The following is a 15,838-nucleotide window of genomic DNA, read 5'->3' on the forward strand; positions in this document are numbered from 1 at the left end:
GCGTTCCGCTAAGCATATAGGCGTTTTCGCATATGGGGCAAACGAGATAGGCGTTTCCGCGTATTTCAAACTGAGACACTAAAGAGCAGGGTGAAGGGTTGCGCGAATGATGAATATGAAGCAGCGCGCCGCCCCTCATCCGCCTGCCGGCACCTTCTCCCCGTGAACGGGGCGAAGGAACACCCACCCAACCGTTTCTTAATGTGTTTTCGCTACACGCATAGCCAGAAAAGAAGCGGAAAACGGAGTGTGATCGGGGTGCGCTTTTCCGCGGCGACGACAGCCGGGCGGTTCTTGCCGCAGCGCCTTGCGCTGCGCATCAGGCCGCTGCTTGGCCTGATCGATGCCGTGCTGTTCACCGCAGGCGAGCGCGGCGAGGCCGGCCGCATGTCGCTGATTGCATTTTCGGTCCGCATCGTCAGCGCCGTCATCGCCTTCGTCAGCCAGGTCTTGATGGCGCGCTGGATGGGGTCGTTCGAGTACGGCATTTTCGTCCTCGTCTGGGTGACCATGGTAATCCTTGGCAATCTCGCCTGCCTCGGTTTCCACACCTCGGTCATCCGCTTCATCCCCGAATATCGCGAGCGCGGCATGCTGGCCGAATTGCGCGGCATCGTGCGGGCCAGCCGGCTGTTCGTGCTGATTGCCTCGACGGTGATCGCCGGTCTCGGCGCGCTCGGCGTCTGGCTGCTGTCGTCCTATATCGAAAACTATTACGTCATGCCGTTCATCCTCGGCATCATCTGCCTGCCGATGATCGCCATGTCCGACCTTCTGCAAGGGCTGGCGCGGGCCAATTCCTGGGCGCTGTTTGCGCTGTCGCCGACATTTCTGGTGCGGCCGCTGCTGATTCTGGCGTTCATGGCGCTGATGCTGCTGGCGGGCTACGCGCCCGATGCCAAAACGGCGATCTTTGCCGCAATCGCCGCCACCTACGCCACCACGCTCGGCCAGCTCATCGGCGTCACCTCGCGGATGGACAGACGGATTCCCGCCGGGCCGATGAAGCTGCATTTCGGCCAATGGTTCATCGTCTCGCTGCCGATCTTCCTGGTCGAGAGCTTCTTCTTCCTGCTCACCAATGCCGACGTGCTGATGGTCGGCGCCTATCTCGAACCCAACGACGTCGCCGTCTATTTCGCCACCGTCAAGACGCTGGCGCTGGTGCATTTCGTCTATTTCGCTGTCAAGGCCGGCGTTGCCCAGCGCTATGCGCAGTTCACCCATGGCGAGCCGCACAAGCTCGCCGCCTTCGCCCGCGAAACCGTGTCGTGGACGTTCTGGCCGTCGCTGGCGATGGCGCTGCTGGTGCTGGCCCTGGGCGAGCCGATGCTGACCTTGTTCGGCCCGGAATTTGCCGCCGGCTATCCGCTGCTGTTCCTTTTGGTGTTCGGCGTCGTCGCCCGGGCCGCCGTCGGCCCTTGCGAAAGCCTGCTCACCATGAGCGGCAACCAGAACATCTGCGCCGCCGTCTACGCCATGACGCTGGCCTTCAACATCGCGCTCAGCGTCGTGCTGATCCCGCTCTTCGGTCTGTGGGGCGCAGCGATGGCCACCGTCTTCGCCATGATCTTCGAGGCCGGCGCGCTGTCCTTCACGGTCTGGCGCAAGCTCGGCATCGCCATGGTCATTTTCGTGCCCGCCAAAGGAGCCGCCTGATGGCTGCCGTCCCCTTGCTCGAGGAAACCAGCGGCGGCCCGGCCGGCGCCATGGTGTCCGGCCTTGCCGGGCTTGCGCGCGAAGCCGATCCCGCCCATGTCGAGATCCTCGCCAACAACCGGCCCGAGCGCAAGCTTGCCATCTATCCGGCCTCCGCCGGCTTCGACCTGGTCGAGGAGCTCGACTATCTCTGCACCCGCACGATCGAGCCGAACGTCTTCTTCAATCCGCGCTTCCTGGCTCCGGCCATGCCGAGGCTCGAGGACCGCGAGGTGCGGCTGGCGGTCATCCGCGACGGCGACCAGTATCGCAACCGGCTGCGCCTGCTGGTGCCGTTCTCGGTCGAGCGGCCGATGGTGCCGCTCGGGATTCCCGTCATGCGCACCTGGTCGAGCCCGTTCGGCCCGATCGGCACGCCGCTGGTCGATCGCGACGATCCGATCGGCGTCATCGAGGATTTCTTCTCGATGCTGTCCAGGCCGCATCTCAAGCTGCCGAAGGTCTTCGTGCTGCCCGACATAAGGCTGGATGGTCCGGTGGCGAGCCTGCTCGCCAGCGTCGCCGAGACGCGCGGCCTGACGCTGGTCACCACCGGCAAGGCCGACCGCCCGGTGCTCGAAAGCGAGCTCGACGGCGAGGCGTATCTGAAGGCTTCGCTGCGCGCCCACCATTATCGCGAGTTTCGCCGCCTGAAGCGCCGCCTCGCCGACCTCGGCCGGCTGGAGCATGTCGTGGCGCGCGGGCCCGACGAGATCCGCCACGCCATCGAAAATTTCCTGACATTGGAGGCCGCCGGCTGGAAAGGCCGCGAGCGCACCGCCATGGCCATCGACCGCTACCGCGCCGCCTTCGCCCGCGAGGCGGTGCACCGGCTGGCCGAGCAGGATCTTTGCCGCATCCATTCGCTGACGCTCGACGGCCGCACCATCGCCTGCCTGGTCGTCTTCGTCGAGGCCGGCGTCGCCTATACCTGGAAGACCGCCTATGACGAGACGCTCGCCGCCTATTCGCCGGGCACGCTGCTGATGATCGAGGTGACCAGGCAGCATCTCGACGACCCCAACATCATGATGACCGATTCCTGCGCGGTGCCCGACCACCCCGTGATGAGCCGGCTGTGGAGCGAACGCAAGCCGATGGGCACGCTGGTGATCGGGCTGACGCCGGACGCCGACCGCCCCGCCCGCCAGGCGGCCTCGCAGCTTCACCTCTACCGCGAGACCCGCAACATGGCGCGCCTGCTGCGCAACCGGATGAGAAGCCTGCTGCGGCGACGGTAGCGCATCGGGTCCAAAGGGGGACCCGGCCCGGCCGACCGTCTCCGCACCATCGACCTGCTCCGGCCTAGGTCGTCAGGGTTAATTCTCCCGATCAGCGGAAAGGATTAGCATCGACGCAGTCCCAACAGGGATGAGGCGATCAATTACGGCCGCGCGTCCAGCATCACTGCCGCCTCGGTCCTGCACGGCCAGAAGAAAAATCTGGGAGGAATGCATGACGAAAACAACTCACCTCAGGCGTCTCGGTATCCTCACATTGGCAGGTCTCGTCGGCGCGTGTCTGAACGCCGCCGCTCCTCGGGCCGCCGAACCCGACAAGGCCGAGATCGATGCCCTGCGTAAATCGCTGTCCAGGTATGAAGACTACAAGGTTGCCATTCGCGAGCTTTATCTGTCGACGGTTGGATGCGTCTTCTACAGCGGCGAAAAGGTAGAGGGAGCGATGGACTACCCGAAGGGCGCGATGGGCATCCATTTCGTCAACGTCACGACTGTCGGCCCGACCGCGGATCCGACGCGCCCCAATGTGCTGATCTATGAGCCGGTCGGCGGCGAATTGCGCCTGGTCGGTGTGGAATGGCTCGTGCCCTTGACGCCGGACACCAAGGAGCCGCCGAAGCTCTTCGGCCAGACATTCATGGGGCCTATGGAGGGGCATTATCCGCTCATCCCGAAGGAGTTCCACCACTACGACCTTCACGCCTGGCTGTTCAAGGAGAACCCGCTCGGAATGTTCAGCCCGACGAACCCGGACGTGAAATGCGACAATTATGCGTTTCCGATGCCGGAGCAGCCGACCAAGATGGTGCCGGGGCCGATGTGATAGCGGCTCGGGCTGCGATCCGCAGCTTGCCAGGAAGGGCTGCCGGATCTCAGACGTTATCCCAGAGGACGCTCCTGGGATAACGCCCAAGTAACCTCTCGAGGTTTCCCGGAAGAAAATGGTGCCCTCAGCCCGGATCGAACCGGCGACGCATCGGCAGCCTAGGGCAATTTCGCCATAGCGCATTCGCTGCGGGGCCGTTGGGCTCGCAGCGCGGTCGCCTATGACTTGGCGGGCATGGCTTGGACGAAAGCCGCCATCTGGCGTTCGAGCGCCTTGAACGCGCTGCCGCGCCAGCTCTCGGCCATGGACGCCGATTTTGGATCGGGGAAAATTTCCTCCTCCCCTCGCGCCATGCCGTCCAGGATACCTTTCGCGACGCTCTCCGCAGAGCTCTTCGGGATGTCGGCGTCTCTGCTCATGTCGGTGTCTATGGGACCGGACAGGACCGCATGAACGCTCACGCCACGAGCGCCGGCGAGAGCACGGAGCGATTGCGTCATGGAGAACGCGGCGGCCTTCGACAGCGAGTAGGACGGAATAATCGGGAAGGGAACGAGGGCCGCTTCCGACAGGATGTTGACCACGGCGCCGCGCGAACTCGTGAGCAGCGGCAGGAATGCGTCGGTTACGCCGTGCACGCCGAGCAGGTTGACGGCGAGGTGTCGCTCGAGCGCAGCACGATCGCCGAGGTCGTCGTAGAGCCCGATGCCAGCATTGTTGATGAGGATATCGAGAGACCCGACCCTTTCGACAGCCGCCTCAATCTGCGCCGTATCGGTCACGTCCAGGATCAGCGGCGTGACACGCCGATCCGCGTGGGCGAGCGGTTTGCGCGCGCCGGCATAGACGCGCTTGGCACCCCGCCTCAATATTTCCTCGACCAGCGCCTTGCCGAGGCCGCGGTTGGCCCCGGTTACCAGAACGGCCTTGTCTGTGACTTCCATCGATTTTGGCACGGCGATCTCTCCTCCTACTTGCATGAATGCAAGCCATTCGTTCTTGCATCATGCAAGTAGGTTATAATTTTCTGTTCCATGCTTGGATGCCGTCCCCCATTGCATTGCTCCAGGGCAGCCGGCACCGGCACCGTCGCCGGGCGAACCCTTGCAATCAGGACCCGACTTCCAATGTCGTGTAGGAGATCGGCGAAGGCCGCTCCAGGAAGGCGCCGGTTATGGCCGAAACGAAATTCTTCGCGTCCGCCGAGCCCAGAAAAGCGTCGCGCTCCTGCTTCGATGCCCAGCGCTCGACGCAGATGGTAACGTTCGGCTCTGCCTCCGAGCGAAAGACGCTGTAGTCGATGCATCCGCTTTGCTTGCGGGCCGCGCCGGCTACGTCCCGCAGGGCATCCCGCACCTTGCTCTCGATGCCGGGCTTCGCCGCTGCCGTCGTCATGACGATCATCTCGGCGCCATCGCTCGCTGTCTTGCGCTCGAGGCCGATGTTCTCGTTTTGCGGCACGACCGTTGGATTGGCGTTCTCTTCGCCCTTGTTGGGCTGCCCCTTGCCCGTCGAAATCAGGTCGCGAAGACTCGCGACATAGAAGCGCCAGGAGTCATGGCAGACGTCGTAGCATTCTTCACTCGGCTTCAGCCCGACATGGGTGAAGCGCAGCTCGGTACCCTTGTCGGTCGGCGCGATCTCGAAGACCACGTCCGTGCCGGTCCACTCGGTCGCATCCTTGACGAAGTTGAAGTAGTTCTGGACGACGTGCCAGACGACCTTCTTGCCGGGCACAAGCTCCGTAACCTTGAAGGTACCGCGGTGGATATCCTTGAAGTGATAGTAGAATATCGCACCGGGCTTGTTGGTATCGCCGTCGATGTCTTCGGACCACCAGGCGCGCGGATTGACAACCGCCGCAAAAACCTCTTCCGGGCTTTGCTCAACGACAAATAACGTCGTGTAATCTTCATCCTTTTTCATGACATATCTCCTGTCTGGATCCGACGGTTGATGGGCACCCAAGTCTCGGGCGATGAAGTGAGCGACGCTCTCTCGAGCTCCATCGCTTGCATCATGCAAGCACAATGCATACTTGCATGATGCAAGTCAACAGGGTATGTTCACGCCATGCTTGGTCGTCTTTATGAAAAACAGAACTGCTCGGCCTCACGCGCCCTGGAGCTGGTCGGCGAGCGCTGGAGCCTGTTGATCCTGCGCGACGCGATGTTCGGCGGCTACACGCGCTTTTCGCAATTCCAGAAGAGCCTGGGGATTGCCACCAACATCCTGGCCAAGCGCCTCGAGGATTTCGTCGAGGCCGGCCTGATGGACCGTCGTCCGGGTGCCGCCGGCGAGCAGGCCGAATACGTCCTGACCCGAAAGGGGCTGGAATTCAAAACGGTCATCATCGCGCTGACCGAGTGGGGCGACAAATGGGTGCGGCCCGGACCCATCTTCTACTGCGACCAATCCGACGGCAGGCCCGTCGAGGTGCAATTGCGCCGCGCCGACAATGGCAAGCGGGCCGATTTCGCCGACGTCGTGGCGGCCCTCCGCTAGGCACGGCGGCGGGTCCGGCCCGCAGCACGATCCAAGACGAAGCTGTTTCGAATTGTGCCATAAATGTTACCGCATAGCTCACCTCTCCAGGTTGCATCTGTGGCTCGGGTCTGGTGGATAGTCCGCGGGAGGAAACATGTCCGTCGGACAGCGATCGACTTTGCGGCAGCGTCTTTTTGCGTTTCTCGTCGCCGGCCTTGGTGGCCTCGCGGCGGCCGCCGCGTCATTCGCAATGACGGTGTATGAAGCATCCAACTCGCGGCCAACTCCAACGGTCGCAGCCGGCGAGCCCATCGACACCGGGCGCTGGGTTATTACGTTTCGCGGTGCCCGAACCGGCTCGGTTCCGCCGACGGGAACCGAGCCGTCCCAGCCGAAGACCTTTTTGATGGTCGAATTCGACCTCGACAACCGCTCGGCGGCGACCAGCAACGCCTTCGCGTCCATGTTTGACATCGACCCGCCGATCACGGACGTGCAGGCGCCGGCCTTCTATCTTGCACGCGACAAATGGATCGCAAGCGGCGTCCATCCCGGCATACCGGAACACATGATCGCCGCCTGGGAGTGGCCGAAGGCGCAGCCGCTGCCGCAGGATCTGCGTCTCGTGGTGGGCAGCCAGATCTACAAGCGGCGTGACAATCTCTACGGCGGATCGGGCTGGTTCGATCGCGATCCGGTCGCGATCGTGGCATTGCCGGTAAAGACCGAAATGGTCGTCGGGCCGGGGCAAAATGAGAACAGGTCTCAAGGAAACCGGCGCAATCATCTTCGCGGCGGCGATCCTCTACGCAATGCAGCGGACTACCCCGCTCTACAGCAACATCACCTCGCCCGTCTCGATTGCTGGCGAGCAGGGTAAGCGCACCGACGCACGCGCCTTCGCGCTGGCCGTCGGCGACGTGCATCTCGCGCGTACCGTAAGGATCGAGCGCTTTGGCCAGACCCGGACCTACACCACTTCCGGGGTCTGGGTCCTGGTCGAGGCCGCCGCCGAAGCAAAACGCGAGAGCCTGACCCTGACCTCCGCCGAATGGCTCGGCCCGAGCGGGTTGCGCTATTCTCTCAGCCAGCGCATTTCCACCATGCCGGCAATGCTGCCGGCAGAGCGGCTGGAGCCGGGACTGCCAAAGCCCGTGCTCATGGCTTTCGAAGTCCCGGAAAACGAACTTGCGGGCGGAACCGTGCTGGTCGCGCCATCGGCATTCACACCGCTGGGTGAAGAGGTCCGGGTGGCAATCACCGAACTTGCGGTGGGCGACATCCCTGGCGCCGTGACGATCCGCCGGAGCGATGGCCCGATGCCTTGGACGCTGGAGACCGAGTGATGGCGGAGGCCATTTCCCGTGCCGAGAGACGCCGCTACTGGCTGAGCCTTGCTGGGCTGGGCTTCGCTCTGCCGGTTGCAGTGCTGGTGCATTCCTGGGAATGCCTGGAGGCATGGCGATCCGGTAGCGACCGCGACCCGATCGCGGTCGACAGGGGTGAGTCGCAGCGCTACGCCGGGGCCGAATGGCGGCTGACAACGCTGTCGCGCCTGCCCGGCGGCTCGGCAGATGAAGCCGTCGTGCTGGCCGAATTCGAGGCGAGGATCGAGGATCCTGGTCTCCTTGCAGAAAGCCCCTGCGCCGTTGTGCTCACAGACGCCGAAGGCCGCCGCTGGCTGCCTGCCTTCCTGACCCGGCCCGTCGTGCGCAAGATGCAGCCCGAGGCAGCCGACAAGCCCCGCTGCGGCGGGCTGGCCTTCCAGGGCACCGGCACGCACGGCACGGCGCGCATGGCCGAGACTTTCGTCATTCCGGCGACGGCAAGCGGCCTTGCGCTGTCGGTCACGCTGGCGAACGCCAGGCCGCGCCATCTGCTCTTCAGGTAGCGACCCTCAGCGGCTGCCGTTGCGCCGCCACCGCAAATTCAAGCACCGCCGCCAGCAGCGCGATCCTCAAGGCGTCGAGCACTATGCCGCCGTCAAGATCGCTCGGACTGCCGATGAACACGCTGGCGAAGCTGAAGACGACCTGCCATGTATCGAGGTCTGGCGCGCCGAGCGTCCGCGTCGCGCCAAACCACAGCCAGGCGCAAAGCCAGCCGATCAGCCGGTAGGCGACGACGAAGGTGAGCAGCGTCGCGAGTCCTGCGCCGAGCGTGAGCTTGAGACAGGCCCAAATCGGCGCATAGCGCGAGCGGTAGCCGCCGAGGAAATGCGTGATGAAGTCGCTCAACCATTTGCGCCAGGTGGACCCGCGCGACGGCGGCGGCGCGGCCGCTGCCGAAGCGGCCGTCAGCTCGTAGCCGTTGATGATCGCCGCCATGACCAGCCAGACCATTGGCAGAAGCGCATAGAAGAACAGGCTTTGCGCCTGTTCCAGGATGCCGGGCTGCCTGAACTCGACCGGCGTGAAGCCTTCGGCAGCGTGAGCGGCGATCGACAGGACAAGCGATCCTGCGCCCATGCTGAGTTCGCTGCGCAACGCACTAGCCCCGATCCAGGTGATGAACTCGTCCTTCCAGATATCGAGCGCATAGAGCCCGATAAAAATCCAGCTTGCATCCGCCGCCCCGACGAGCAGCCGCCAGTAAGGCCTGCGCGCGCCTTTGTTCATGCGCTTCGCGAACCAGCGGACCAACCAGCAGCCGACAATCGACGCAATGAGGCCGCTGGAGCGCAGCAGGCCGAATATGTCGGCGCTTTCTCCCAGCGGAATGCGTTCGAGCGCCAGCCGCGAATATTCTCGCACACTGTCGCCGAGGAATCCCCATGCGGCGTAATAGGCGAAGAAGGGCAAGATGGCGGCCGCGGTCACCGCCAGCAAGTGGTCGGCGGGCTGGGACGTTTTCTCCTGTTTCGCACCGCTTGCCGACATTTGGCGAAGCGAGGCGAGTGCCGGCAGTCCCGGACGCAGGGCGACGAACATCGCCACGATGACCAGAAGCTTCGTCAGCACCACCAGCGAAAGCACAACCATCCCGCCGAGGGGATTGACGAGGCCCACCGTGACTGCCGCGTTGAGCAGGAGGTCGCGCGCTACATAGCCGATGGCGCCGAGAAGCAGCAGTTGCGGCCAGAAGCGGGCAATAAGACCCACGGTAAGGGAAAGAGGCCTGACAATATCGTCGGTCGTTGTCATGCCATGTGCATAGCCGAGCAAGACCGGCGCCTCAATCCACGGAATGTCCGGTTCGGCTATACCAGCTGACCGCGGAGTTGGCGGCGCATCCCTCGTGATGGCGGGGACCGCAGCACGCCCGATTGCGGTGGTGAGGAACGCCCAATTGCGCTTGGGTCTAGTCCGCGCACCGTTCAGCGGAAGCTCGGGCAGCTTGCGGCAACAGGCAAGACGCAACCATTCGATGCCGTCGAGGGCGTCGTGGACGATCCCACCGACGCCCTTGGGTTTAATAAGAAGTGGCGTGGGAATTTAAGAAATGGTGCCCCTAGCCGGGATCGAACCAGCACTCCTTGCGGAACTCGATTTTGAGTCGAGCGCGTCTACCAATTCCGCCATAGGGGCTCAGGCCGGGCGGCCTGGATGGGCGCGGACTATACGGTTGGAGGCCTGTTCGTCAACTGGCCAATTCCCGAGACCCTATCTAGCCCAAGCCCAGGCTTTCGATTTCGTCGATCGGAGGCTTCGGTCCATAGTGGGCATCTCAGCCCGTTTGAACCCTTCTACCTCAACAGCGGCCACAGAATGCCGATGAATGCTGACACCCCATCCATGAGCCAATGCGCCGTCGCCAGCGGCAGGATGCGGCGCACGCGCAGGTACACGAGGGTGATGAATGTCGAATGGGCGATAGGCGCCAAGAGCCGGTAGAGCATGAAGTGTGGGTCGAACGTCAGCGGCATCACGGCGTGCTGAAACGACCAGGAAAACGCTACGACGGCAACGGCAAATCCCGTGCTTCCCGACAAGACTTGGAAACGCGGCAGAAGATAGCCGTTATAGGTGGTCTGCTCCGTAATGCCCCAGACCAACGGAAAGATCAGCACCCCGTAAAGCGCAGGCAAGAGCGGCAAAGGTCCGTATATTTGCAGTGCATCAGGGTTGCCGTAGACCAACAGGCTGCTGGCGATGATCCCACCGTAGATGAAAACGAGGCTCGGGAGGATGAGCGCGACGCCCAACAACAGATCGCGCCCCAAGCGTTTGCGATCGAAGCTGATAAAATCGAGCAGCGTGATGCCCTCGCGCCCGTGCAAGCCACCACAGGAGACCAAGGCAGCCCGCGTCGATCAAACTGCCGTATGCCGGCAGCCAAGCCCCTGCGTCGCGCCAGGGCGTTGCCGAACCGTGCGCTGCATAAATGGCCGCAACCAGGCCCTGCGCGGCAACAGCGAACGCCGAGCGCGCGAACAACATCAAGGCGGGGCCGGACCATGTCAGCACGCCGGCAGATCGCCGCTCGAGAATGGCGGCACGGGAGTTCGGGACTGTGGCTTCGCTCATGATCGGCTTCCGAACGCTACGGTGGAAACGAGTTCAGCCAATTCCGGTTTCTGGAGTGAAAGCAGAATGTGTCGAGCCGGCCATGAGCAAAACATCATCACCGAGGGCGGCTCACATCTCCTCGATGGCGTCGGCAATGTAGCCGCCGGTCTGACGCTTCCACAGTCGGGCATAGAGCCCGTCGCGTTCCAACAGCGCCGATGGTTTTCCCTCCTCGACGATGCGGCCTTTGTCGAGGACGACGATCCGGTCCATCCTGGCAATGGTCGACAGGCGATGGGCGATGGCGATCACGGTCTTGCCCTCCATCAGAACCGCGAGCTTGGACTGGACCGCCGCCTCGGCTTCGCTGTCCAGTGCGGACGTCGCCTCATCGAGAACCAGGATTGGCGCATCCTTGAGCAACACCCGGGCGATCGCGACGCGTTGGCGCTGGCCGCCGGAAAGCTTCACGCCGCGATCGCCGACGAAAGCGTCGTAGCCGGTGCGGCCTTCAGCATCTCTGAGATCGGCGATGAAGCCGTCGGCCTCGGCCAGCAGCGCGGCGTGCTCCAACGCCTCCGGCGGGGCATCGGGCCGGCCGTAGCGGATGTTGTCGCCGACGGAGCGATGCAGCAGCGAGACGTCCTGGGTGACGACGCCGATGCTCTCCCGAAGGCTGGCCTGGGTCACGCTGCGGAGATCCTGTCCATCGATCAGGATCGCGCCGCCCTTCAGCTCGAAGAACCTTAGGAGCAGGCTGACAAGGGTCGACTTGCCGGCCCCGGAGAGGCCGACGAGCCCGACCTTCTCGCCTGCGCGCACGGTGAGCGACAGGTCTTCGATCACCCTTTGGCCCTCGCGGTATTCGAACTGGATGTTCTTGAACTCGACTTCGCCGGCCGTGACGTCGAGCGGGTTGGCGTTCGGCGCGTCTTTTATAGTCGGCGGCGTCGTCACGACCGGCATTGCGTCGCGGATCGTGCCCACCGCCTGGAAAATCTGCTGGCCCATCTGCAGGAAGGCACGGGAGTTGGCATTGAGCCGCTGAACGATGGCGATCGATGCGGCGAACGGGCCAATCGTGACAAAGCCGGCGACAAATCCCCAGAGCCCTATGGCAACGTTGGTGAGAAAGAGCGCAACATTGAGCAGGACGACGCCCATGTCGGTCGTCAGATAGATGCGCCTTTCGCGCTGCTGGGTCTCGATGGCGTTTTCCATGACGGTGCGCATTGCGCCCGCCTCGCTGTCTTCCGCCGCAAACAGCTTGACCATCTGGATGTTGCTGTAGAGGTCGGTCATGGCGCCGACAACAAGGCTGCGCCCCCGCGCCGAGCGGCGCGAGCGTTCGGAATATTGGGGCACCGCCACCACCGCAATGGCGATGTTGGCGGCGATCCAGACGAACACCGGAAGCGCCAGCGGCCAGGATAACGCGCCAAGCAGAACGAGCGAACCGACGAGCTGCACCAGAAACAGCGGTATTCTGTAAAAGGCCACGACGATCTGCTGCTGCACGGCGGATGCGACTTGCGAAATGCGCGACGCAACCTGACCTGCGAAGAGATCGTGGAAGAAGGCAAGGTCCTGGCGTTCCACCGCCTTGTGGCCCTGCCATTGCATCGCCGCCGGCATGCATACGGCCACCGTCTGCGAGTTCAGCGCATTGCCCAGGAAGATGAGCAACGGCAGCACGGGGAAAACCAGCACGCCGAGCACGACCAGCGTCGGCCAGTCCTCGTGCAGGAAAACCGCCGCGCCCTTCGCGCTCACCCCGTCGACGACGAACGAGGCCCCCCAGATCGTCGCAAGGTTGATCCCCTCGATCGCCATCATCAAGACGGTAATGGCCGCAAGAGTGCCGCGGAACATCCTCGCGAAATGCAGGAGCAGCGCAAACGGCCCGCTCGCTGGCAGCGGCCCGGGTGGAATATCCAGCGGACGGATGAGCGTCTCAAAGGGGCGGTAAATGAAATCGGAGAACGTCATGGCGGCGCAAAGGGCGGATGGAAAGACAGGATGTGACAAAAATCGCCGTATTTAAACACGGATCGTGTTCGACGGGAAAACCCACGATTTATTAGATATTGCCTAGACGCACTTCAGGCGGGCAGGTGCTCGATGCCATGGCCTGGTCGTCAACTGGCCAAATCCCGACATCTGGGCTCGCTCAAGCCTCAGCCTTTCGATTTCGTGAAGCAGCTGCCATTGTGCAGCGCGGAAAATCTTTCTAGACAGGCGGCGCATGCATTGAAGCGCACCTTGTCCGACGAGATTGATACGGCGCGCTTCCAAGTCTTGTTTGTACATGTCGTGACCCAAGACCACTACCGGTTTGGGCGTGCATTAGGAGTGCCGATGCTTCGCGGACTTTACGACTGGACCTTGTCGCTGGCGGCCAGCAAATCGGCCGAATGGTGGCTGGCCTTCATCGCCTTCGTCGAGAGCTCGGTGTTCCTGGTGCCGGCCGACGTGCTCTATCTGCCGATGGCGCTTTCGCGGCCGGATCGCGCCTATCGTTACGCGCTGGTCGCCACCGTCGCCTCGGTGCTGGGCGGCATCGCCGGCTGGTTCATCGGGCACTACGCCTATGACGCGGTGGCGCGGCCGATCCTCGAATTTTACGGCAAATATGACGAGTTCGAGGCGATGCGCGTCTCGTCGGGTGTTGGCTTCATCATCCTGATGCTGGTCACCTCCGGCCTCGCCCATCTGCCGCCGATCAAGGTGGTGACAATCCTGTCCGGCGTCATCGGCGTTCCTTTGCTGCTGTTCATCGTGCTGGCAATCGTTGCGCGCGGAGCTCGCTTCCTGTTTCTCGCCTGGCTCTTGCGCCGCTATGGCGAGCCGATCCGCCACTTCATCGAAAAGCGCCTTGGCCACATTGCGGGCGCCGGCGCCGCTGCCCTGATTTTGCTCTATATCGTCGTCAAATACGCCGTCTGAACGGCATCGAACCGAATGGACTGAGTCCGATGACAGCGACCGTGAATGCCGATACCGGACGCCAGCGGCTGCGCACCGCCCTGTTCCTCGCCGTCGCCATGGCCGCCACAGTCGGCTCGGCGCTGGCCTTCCAGTATGTTGGCGGCTACATCCCTTGCAAGCTCTGCCTCGAGCAGCGCACCCCTTACTATGTCGGCGTGCCCTTGATGCTGCTGGCGGTGCTTGCGTCGGCCCTTAAGGCGCCCGCCTGGATAAGTCGTGGCCTGCTGGCCATTGGCGGCCTGCTGATGCTCTACGGCCTCTATCTCAGCGTTTATCACTCCGGCGTCGAATGGGCGTGGTGGCCGGGCCCGACCGATTGCACCGCAGCCGCCGGACCGGTGGACACCGGCGGCAAGGGCGTGCTCGACGCGCTCGACAAATTCGTCCCGCCCTCCTGCGACAAGGCGGCGCTCCGCATCCTCGGCCTGTCCTTGGCCGGCTGGAACGCCATCGCCAGCTTTGTCCTGGCAGTCGTCGCCTTCCGCAGCACCTTTGCCCGCGATTGAGCGGTTCACCCTTGCGCCGACGCGAGATTATTCAAGAATTCGGCAGGCTGAGTCGTATCAAGTGATTATCGAGAACCGGAGCGGAGCGTACTAAAGTACGTGAGCACCAGCCTACGCCAGCCGTAGCCTTAACTACCACACCACGACCGCTCATGAATGCTTCGGCCGGCGAAGGCCGGAAGCGCAGAAAATCGCTTCAGACGGCCAGCCTCCCGAATTATCGGATGATCTCAAGGCTCCAGTTCGACATCCCAGTACAGATAATCCATCCAGCTTTCGTGCAGATGGTTGGGCGGGAACAGCCGGCCGTTATTATGCAAATCATGCACCGTCGGCTGGTAGGGCTTCTGCAGCGGCCACATCTTGGCGTGGGCCGGCATCATGCCGCCCTTCCTCAGATTGCAGGGCGAGCAGGCAGCGACGACATTCTCCCAGGTCGTGGCGCCGCCGCGATGGCGCGGAATGACATGGTCGAACGTCAGATCGTCCGGCGTGCCGCAATATTGGCACTGGAAACGGTCGCGCAGGAAGACGTTGAACCGGGTAAACGCCGGATGCCTCGACGGCTTCACGTAGGCCTTCAGGCTGACGACACTCGGCAGCTTCATCGAAAAGGTCGGCGAAGACACGGCGTGTTCGTATTCGGCGACGATGTTCACCCTCTCGAGGAACACCGCCTTGATGGCATCCTGCCAGGACCAGAGCGACAGGGGGTAATAGCTGAGCGGACGGTAATCCGCATTCAGCACCAGCGCTGGAAGCCCATCCGGAGATACGGCAACCGTCACGTCGTTGACCTCCTTCACCCTAGAACCGGTCGACGCGGATACTGTAAGCCCGACATGACAGGGATGTGAAGCGGATTGTCGATCATGCCGGGTCTCAAAAACGCATGATTTCAATGCTTTTTTGCGGATTCAGGCCGGAGGCGCGGCATCCCTGCCCTTCAATTCGCGATAATAAGCCCAGAAAAGCCGCGATGCGACACCGCGCCACGGGCTCCATGATTCGGCAAGCCGGATCAGCATTTTCTCCGGCGGACGCGGCTCGATGCCGAGTGCATGGCCGACCGCGCTCTGCAACGCAACATCGCGCGCCGGAAAGATATCTGGGTGTCCGGCGGCAAACAAAAGGTAGACTTCAGCCGTCCACGGGCCGATGCCCGGCACCTTGGTCATGGCAGCGATCGCTACCGTCGCATCGAGTTGGCAGAGGTGATCGAGGTCGAGCCCGTCGGCCACCGCCTGGGCGACGGCAATCAGGCCGCGCTGCTTGGGCCGCGACAGCCCGACCTCGCGGAAGACCGCCTCATCGGCGGCTAGTATCGCCTGCGGCGTCAGCGGATCGAGCAGTTTCGTCAGCCGGCCGAAGATGGCATCGGCGCTCGCGCGGGACACTTGTTGCGAAACGACGATCGAGGCAAGGCTCCTGAAGCCCGGCTCCGACAGCCTGAGCGGCACCTCGCCGGCCATGCCGCGCACCTTGTCCAGGCGCGGATCTAGCAGGCACAGCGCGTCCAGGCCTTCTACAATGTCGTCAAGGTTGGCGATGCGTTGCATGTCTGCTTGTTCCAAAATCAAAAGTGCCGCACACGCTTCGTCACGCGTCCCTCTGGACGCGCGACGCTGCCGGCGCAAAGTAGCA

The 15,838-nt window shown here is 63.1% G+C and carries 16 protein-coding genes and 1 tRNA gene; 9 read left to right on the forward strand and 8 right to left on the reverse strand.

The window, feature by feature from the left end:
- Window positions 1–258: 258 nt before the first annotated feature.
- From NKH63_RS05035 to NKH63_RS05045, 3 genes are all read left to right on the forward strand, one after another.
- Window positions 259–1,659 carry a lipopolysaccharide biosynthesis protein gene (locus tag NKH63_RS05035; RefSeq protein ID WP_352917806.1) on the forward strand — a complete coding sequence of 467 codons (1,401 nt, stop codon included), beginning with the start codon at window positions 259–261 and terminating at the stop codon, window positions 1,657–1,659.
- Entirely contained in the window at window positions 1,659–2,939 is a 1,281-nt protein-coding gene (locus tag NKH63_RS05040) for a GNAT family N-acetyltransferase (protein ID WP_023721052.1), read from the forward strand. The genes NKH63_RS05035 and NKH63_RS05040 overlap by 1 nt, the downstream gene beginning before the upstream one ends.
- Before the next feature lie 214 nt (window positions 2,940–3,153).
- Window positions 3,154–3,762, forward strand: a complete 609-nt coding sequence (locus NKH63_RS05045; protein ID WP_023721053.1) for a hypothetical protein — start codon at window positions 3,154–3,156, stop codon at window positions 3,760–3,762.
- A gap of 221 nt (window positions 3,763–3,983) precedes the next feature.
- On the opposite strand, the gene NKH63_RS05050 is transcribed toward NKH63_RS05045, so the two are convergent.
- Together NKH63_RS05050 and NKH63_RS05055 are read right to left on the reverse strand one after the other, a co-directional pair.
- A complete protein-coding gene (locus NKH63_RS05050) occupies window positions 3,984–4,721 on the reverse strand; it encodes an SDR family NAD(P)-dependent oxidoreductase (protein ID WP_352483536.1) in 738 nt (245 codons plus the stop codon).
- Window positions 4,722–4,875: 154 nt separating this feature from the next.
- Window positions 4,876–5,691, reverse strand: a complete 816-nt coding sequence (locus tag NKH63_RS05055) for an antibiotic biosynthesis monooxygenase (RefSeq protein WP_352483535.1) — start codon at window positions 5,689–5,691, stop codon at window positions 4,876–4,878.
- A gap of 147 nt (window positions 5,692–5,838) precedes the next feature.
- Here NKH63_RS05055 and NKH63_RS05060 point away from each other — a divergent pair, with 147 nt between their 5' ends.
- The 4 genes from NKH63_RS05060 to NKH63_RS05075 all read left to right on the forward strand — a co-directional run bounded on the left by NKH63_RS05060 (window position 5,839) and on the right by NKH63_RS05075 (window position 8,143).
- Window positions 5,839–6,270 carry a winged helix-turn-helix transcriptional regulator gene (locus tag NKH63_RS05060; protein ID WP_023721056.1) on the forward strand — a complete coding sequence of 144 codons (432 nt, stop codon included), beginning with the start codon at window positions 5,839–5,841 and terminating at the stop codon, window positions 6,268–6,270.
- A gap of 388 nt (window positions 6,271–6,658) precedes the next feature.
- The gene (locus NKH63_RS05065; protein WP_352917656.1) at window positions 6,659–7,132 is read left to right on the forward strand and encodes a hypothetical protein; all 474 of its coding nucleotides are present in this window, start codon (window positions 6,659–6,661) and stop codon (window positions 7,130–7,132) included.
- Window positions 7,065–7,598, forward strand: coding sequence for a hypothetical protein (locus tag NKH63_RS05070; RefSeq protein ID WP_352917657.1), 534 nt, complete (start codon window positions 7,065–7,067; stop codon window positions 7,596–7,598). Before NKH63_RS05065 ends, NKH63_RS05070 begins: the two co-directional genes overlap by 68 nt.
- Window positions 7,598–8,143, forward strand: a complete 546-nt coding sequence (locus tag NKH63_RS05075) for a hypothetical protein (RefSeq protein ID WP_352917658.1) — start codon at window positions 7,598–7,600, stop codon at window positions 8,141–8,143. The genes NKH63_RS05070 and NKH63_RS05075 overlap by 1 nt, the downstream gene beginning before the upstream one ends.
- Here NKH63_RS05075 and NKH63_RS05080 read toward each other — a convergent pair.
- The 4 genes from NKH63_RS05080 to NKH63_RS05095 all read right to left on the reverse strand — a co-directional run bounded on the left by NKH63_RS05080 (window position 8,136) and on the right by NKH63_RS05095 (window position 12,689).
- On the reverse strand, window positions 8,136–9,395 hold the full coding sequence (locus NKH63_RS05080; RefSeq protein WP_352917659.1) for a hypothetical protein: 1,260 nt from the start codon (window positions 9,393–9,395) through the stop codon (window positions 8,136–8,138). The two genes, NKH63_RS05075 and NKH63_RS05080, sit on opposite strands and share 8 nt — an antisense overlap.
- Window positions 9,396–9,694: 299 nt before the next feature.
- Window positions 9,695–9,779 (reverse strand) — tRNA-Leu (locus NKH63_RS05085).
- Between the two features lie 158 nt (window positions 9,780–9,937).
- Complete coding sequence (locus tag NKH63_RS05090; RefSeq protein WP_023721061.1) at window positions 9,938–10,471, reverse strand: CPBP family glutamic-type intramembrane protease; 534 nt, start codon at window positions 10,469–10,471, stop codon at window positions 9,938–9,940.
- Window positions 10,472–10,829: 358 nt separating this feature from the next.
- Window positions 10,830–12,689 (reverse strand): ABC transporter ATP-binding protein, encoded by a 1,860-nt coding sequence (locus tag NKH63_RS05095; protein ID WP_352917660.1) that lies wholly within the window; start codon window positions 12,687–12,689, stop codon window positions 10,830–10,832.
- Between the two features lie 369 nt (window positions 12,690–13,058).
- Between NKH63_RS05095 and NKH63_RS05100 the strand changes: the two genes are divergently transcribed.
- Window positions 13,059–13,646, forward strand: coding sequence for a YqaA family protein (locus tag NKH63_RS05100; protein WP_352483530.1), 588 nt, complete (start codon window positions 13,059–13,061; stop codon window positions 13,644–13,646).
- Window positions 13,647–13,675: 29 nt separating this feature from the next.
- Entirely contained in the window at window positions 13,676–14,194 is a 519-nt protein-coding gene (locus NKH63_RS05105) for a disulfide bond formation protein B (RefSeq protein WP_352917661.1), read from the forward strand.
- A gap of 230 nt (window positions 14,195–14,424) precedes the next feature.
- Here the strand turns inward: NKH63_RS05105 and NKH63_RS05110 are convergent, their stop codons facing one another.
- Together NKH63_RS05110 and NKH63_RS05115 are read right to left on the reverse strand one after the other, a co-directional pair.
- Window positions 14,425–14,982, reverse strand: coding sequence for an HNH endonuclease (locus NKH63_RS05110; RefSeq protein ID WP_023677956.1), 558 nt, complete (start codon window positions 14,980–14,982; stop codon window positions 14,425–14,427).
- A 129-nt stretch (window positions 14,983–15,111) separates the two neighbouring features.
- Entirely contained in the window at window positions 15,112–15,753 is a 642-nt protein-coding gene (locus tag NKH63_RS05115) for a DNA-3-methyladenine glycosylase family protein (protein WP_023721065.1), read from the reverse strand.
- Between the last annotated feature and the right edge of the window lie 85 nt (window positions 15,754–15,838).

Origin of the sequence: Mesorhizobium sp. M0960 (assembly GCF_040319055.1) — a bacterium.
Classification (GTDB): domain Bacteria; phylum Pseudomonadota; class Alphaproteobacteria; order Rhizobiales; family Rhizobiaceae; genus Mesorhizobium.